This is a genomic window from Neobacillus drentensis (genome assembly GCF_036962765.1).
In the GTDB taxonomy this organism is placed as follows: Bacteria; Bacillota; Bacilli; order Bacillales; family Cytobacillaceae; genus Neobacillus; species Neobacillus drentensis_C.
Genome location: NZ_JBALOS010000193.1, coordinates 11,400 through 14,740, shown reverse-complemented (window position 1 = coordinate 14,740; position 3,341 = coordinate 11,400). Strand labels below are relative to the sequence as shown.

The following is a 3,341-nucleotide window of genomic DNA, read 5'->3' as shown; positions in this document are numbered from 1 at the left end:
ACCCTGCATACCCTGCATATCCTGCAGGAGGATGTTGCGGAATCGGCGGTGGGTTTGCGTTAATCGTCGTTCTGTTTATCCTATTGATCATTATCGGGGCTAGCTGGTGCTGTTAATTTGACGAAATAAAGGCTGACTCTAAACAAGTCAGCCATTTTCTATTAAAAGAAAATTTTCTGATATAGGGATAAAATCCGAACGATTACATATAATTTTAATTGATAGTTCGTATTTAATGTTGACGAAACAAAAATAGTCTGATATATTTACCAATGTTGAGTAAAATGACTTTGGAGGTAATTGGACAATGGATACGAGATATGATGTGATAGTAGTGGGTGCTGGCCCTGCAGGGATATTTGCCTGCTATGAACTGACACTAAAAATGCCAAACGCAAAGGTTCTCTTAGTGGATAAAGGACATGATATTTACCGGAGAAATTGCCCAATATTACAAAAGAAAATTGAAAAATGTCCACCTGCAGCAGGGAAAAAAGAATTTGCTGGGTGTCTGCCGGCCTGTTCGATCACAAATGGTTTTGGTGGGGCGGGTGCCTACTCCGACGGGAAATTTAATATCACAAGTGAATTTGGAGGTTGGATGACCGACTATCTTTCAGATTCACAGGTAGTGGAGTTAATTCGCTATGTCGATGAAATCAATTTAAAGCATGGTGCGACCGAAAGCATTACAGATCCATTAACAGATCAGGTCAGAGATATTGAACGACGCGGCTATGCGGCTGGACTAAAGTTGCTGCGTGCCCAGGTTCGCCACCTTGGGACAGAACAAAATCTTGAAATCTTAAAAAGTATTTTCGAATATTTAAAAACAAAGGTTGAAATGTTATTTAAAACGGAAGTTTTGGATTTAATCACCGAAAAAACATCGGATGGTCTTTTAGTAAAAGGGATCAATCTTAAAGGGGACCAACATGTTTATGCCGATAAGGTTGTCATTACGCCGGGACGTGACGGTTCAAAATGGCTTTCTGATATCTTAAAATCCCGCAGATTACGGATGATTAGTAATCAAGTAGATATTGGGGTTCGCGTGGAGACCTCGAACATTGTCATGCAGGAAATCAATGAACATTTGTACGAAGGTAAATTTATTTTCAATACTTCCGTTGGGACTACGGTACGAACTTTTTGCAGCAATCCATCAGGTCATGTGGTCGTTGAGAATCATTCAGGCATCATGCTTGCCAATGGTCATGCTTATAAGGATCCAAAGCTTGGCAGTCCGAATACGAATTTTGCCTTACTTGTTTCGCATACCTTTTCCGATCCGTTTGATAAACCGAATGAGTATGCACACGAAATTTCCCGCCTTGCCAATAGCTTATCGAACGGCGGTCTAATTGTTCAAAAATATGGAGATATTTTAAAAGGCAGAAGATCGACAGTAAAAAGGATTAAAGAAGGATTCCTTGAGCCGACATTAAAAGAAGCGGTTCCAGGTGATCTTGGATTGGTTCTTCCATATAATACGTTAAAAAGTTTAATAGAAATGACTGAAGCCTTAAACCAAGTGTCCCCGGGTCTTGCTTCAGAACATACCTTGTTCTACGGTGTGGAGGCGAAGTTCTATTCGGCGCGCCCACGCTTAAATGACCGATTCGAGTCGGAAATTAGCGGACTTTATGTTGGCGGCGATGGAGCAGGGATTACACGCGGGCTTGCACAAGCAAGTGCATGCGGAGTCTGGATTGCGAGAGACATTATTCAAAAAACAACTGAACAAAAACAAGAAACCGTTCTAGTCTAACCCGCATATTTTTGCGGGTTTTTTTGTTGAGAATGAAGATGGATACAATGCCCTTTGATGTATAAAAAAGATCCGGGCGGTCACTGTGAGAAGTTCAGAGTGCCCATTGTTGGGTAAAAAAGAACCAGACGGTCACTGTGAGAAGTTCAGAGTGCCCATGGCTGGATAAAAAAGAACCAGACGGGCACTGTGAGAGATTCAGAGTGCCCATGTATAGAAAAAAAAAGGGACGTCACTCTGAACAGGTATAACTATCTCTATTTTTAACTATTACCCAATCGGTACTTTTTCCTTTGGATATTTAATCTTTTCCTTACTTCCTTTACCTCGTAAAATGAGTAAACAGGTGACAATGCCAACTCTCCCAATAAACATAAGAATAATGATAAGAATTTGTCCAAACGTAGAAAGTCTTGGTGTTAACCCCAATGACAAACCATTTGTCCCGAAAGCAGATGAAACTTCGAAGATTACTTCAAGAACTGTGCCTTTTTCGGTAATCGATAATACTAAAATAGAAAACAAACATAATAACGCAGCAGTCGTGATCACTATAAATGATTTCAGAACATCCTCACTTTGCAATTCGCGTCTAAAGATTTTGATCGAGCTTTTTCCTTGAGCATAAAAAAAGATGGATAATAAAATGATGGCAAATGTTGTTGTCCGAATACCGCCGCTTGCACTGCTAGGAGACCCGCCGATGAACATTAAAATGGATAGGAACAGTTGGTTGCTTGGTGTAAAGTCATTGATATCCATTGTTGCTAAACCAGCACTTTTTGTTGTAACCGAATTAAATAACGAATAGAAAAAGGATTCATGCCAACTCTTATTGGTAAAAAAGTGTTGACTATCAAAAATATAAATGAATAAGGCACCGAGAACGGTGAGAAGGACAAACGTTATCGTAGTTAACTTAGTAAATAAGGTGAAATGAAATTTCTTCCGGCTATTTAGGTTTAAAAAGAATTCATAAACCTCCACCATAACTGGAAAACCAATCGCTCCCACAATCATTAACAAAATAATAATGGTTTGAACAAAATAGTCTCCGCTAAATGGACTGAGTGACTCATCCGTCAAATCAAATCCCGCATTGGTCGTGGCGCTGATTGATGCAAAAAATCCATGTTTAAATGCAGATAATGTACCTTCATAATAGTTCAAAAAGCGAATTCCTAAAATGATTCCACCCACAAATTCAAACGAGATAAAAATAATGAATATTCGTTTTGCCAGATGGACTAATCCAGACAAATTCGATTGATTTTGATCAATCATTATCAATTGTCTTTCTTTTAAGCCTACTTTTTTTCCAAGCATTATCCAAAGAAATGTACTTAACGACATGACCCCTAATCCACCCAATTGGAGAATTAAGCATATGAGAAAAATTCCAAAGTTGTTAAATGTATCTTTAATGGAAATCACACTTAACCCAGTAACGCTTATGGCGCTAGCTGAGGTGAACATGGCTTCGATAAAACTTAGCGAAACATTCTCACGGTGGGCCAGCGGGATTTTTAATAACAGTGTAGAGATAATTAAAGCAGAAAAATAAAAAAGA

The 3,341-nt window shown here is 38.9% G+C and carries 3 protein-coding genes; 2 read left to right on the top strand and 1 reads right to left on the bottom strand.

Translation table 11 applies throughout. The annotated features are described in order from the left end of the window. Positions 1-41: 41 nt before the first annotated feature. Both V7137_RS21940 and V7137_RS21935 read left to right on the top strand, forming a co-directional pair. Positions 42-116: a YjcZ family sporulation protein gene (locus V7137_RS21940; RefSeq protein ID WP_157406101.1), complete on the top strand. Its 75-nt coding sequence runs from the start codon at positions 42-44 to the stop codon at positions 114-116. Positions 117-307: 191 nt separating this feature from the next. Further along, positions 308-1,771, top strand: coding sequence for an NAD(P)/FAD-dependent oxidoreductase (locus V7137_RS21935; protein ID WP_335700032.1), 1,464 nt, complete (start codon positions 308-310; stop codon positions 1,769-1,771). A 270-nt stretch (positions 1,772-2,041) separates the two neighbouring features. Here the strand turns inward: V7137_RS21935 and V7137_RS21930 are convergent. After that, a partial coding sequence (locus V7137_RS21930) for a TrkH family potassium uptake protein (RefSeq protein WP_335700031.1) occupies positions 2,042-3,341 on the bottom strand: 1,300 nt, incomplete at its 5' end.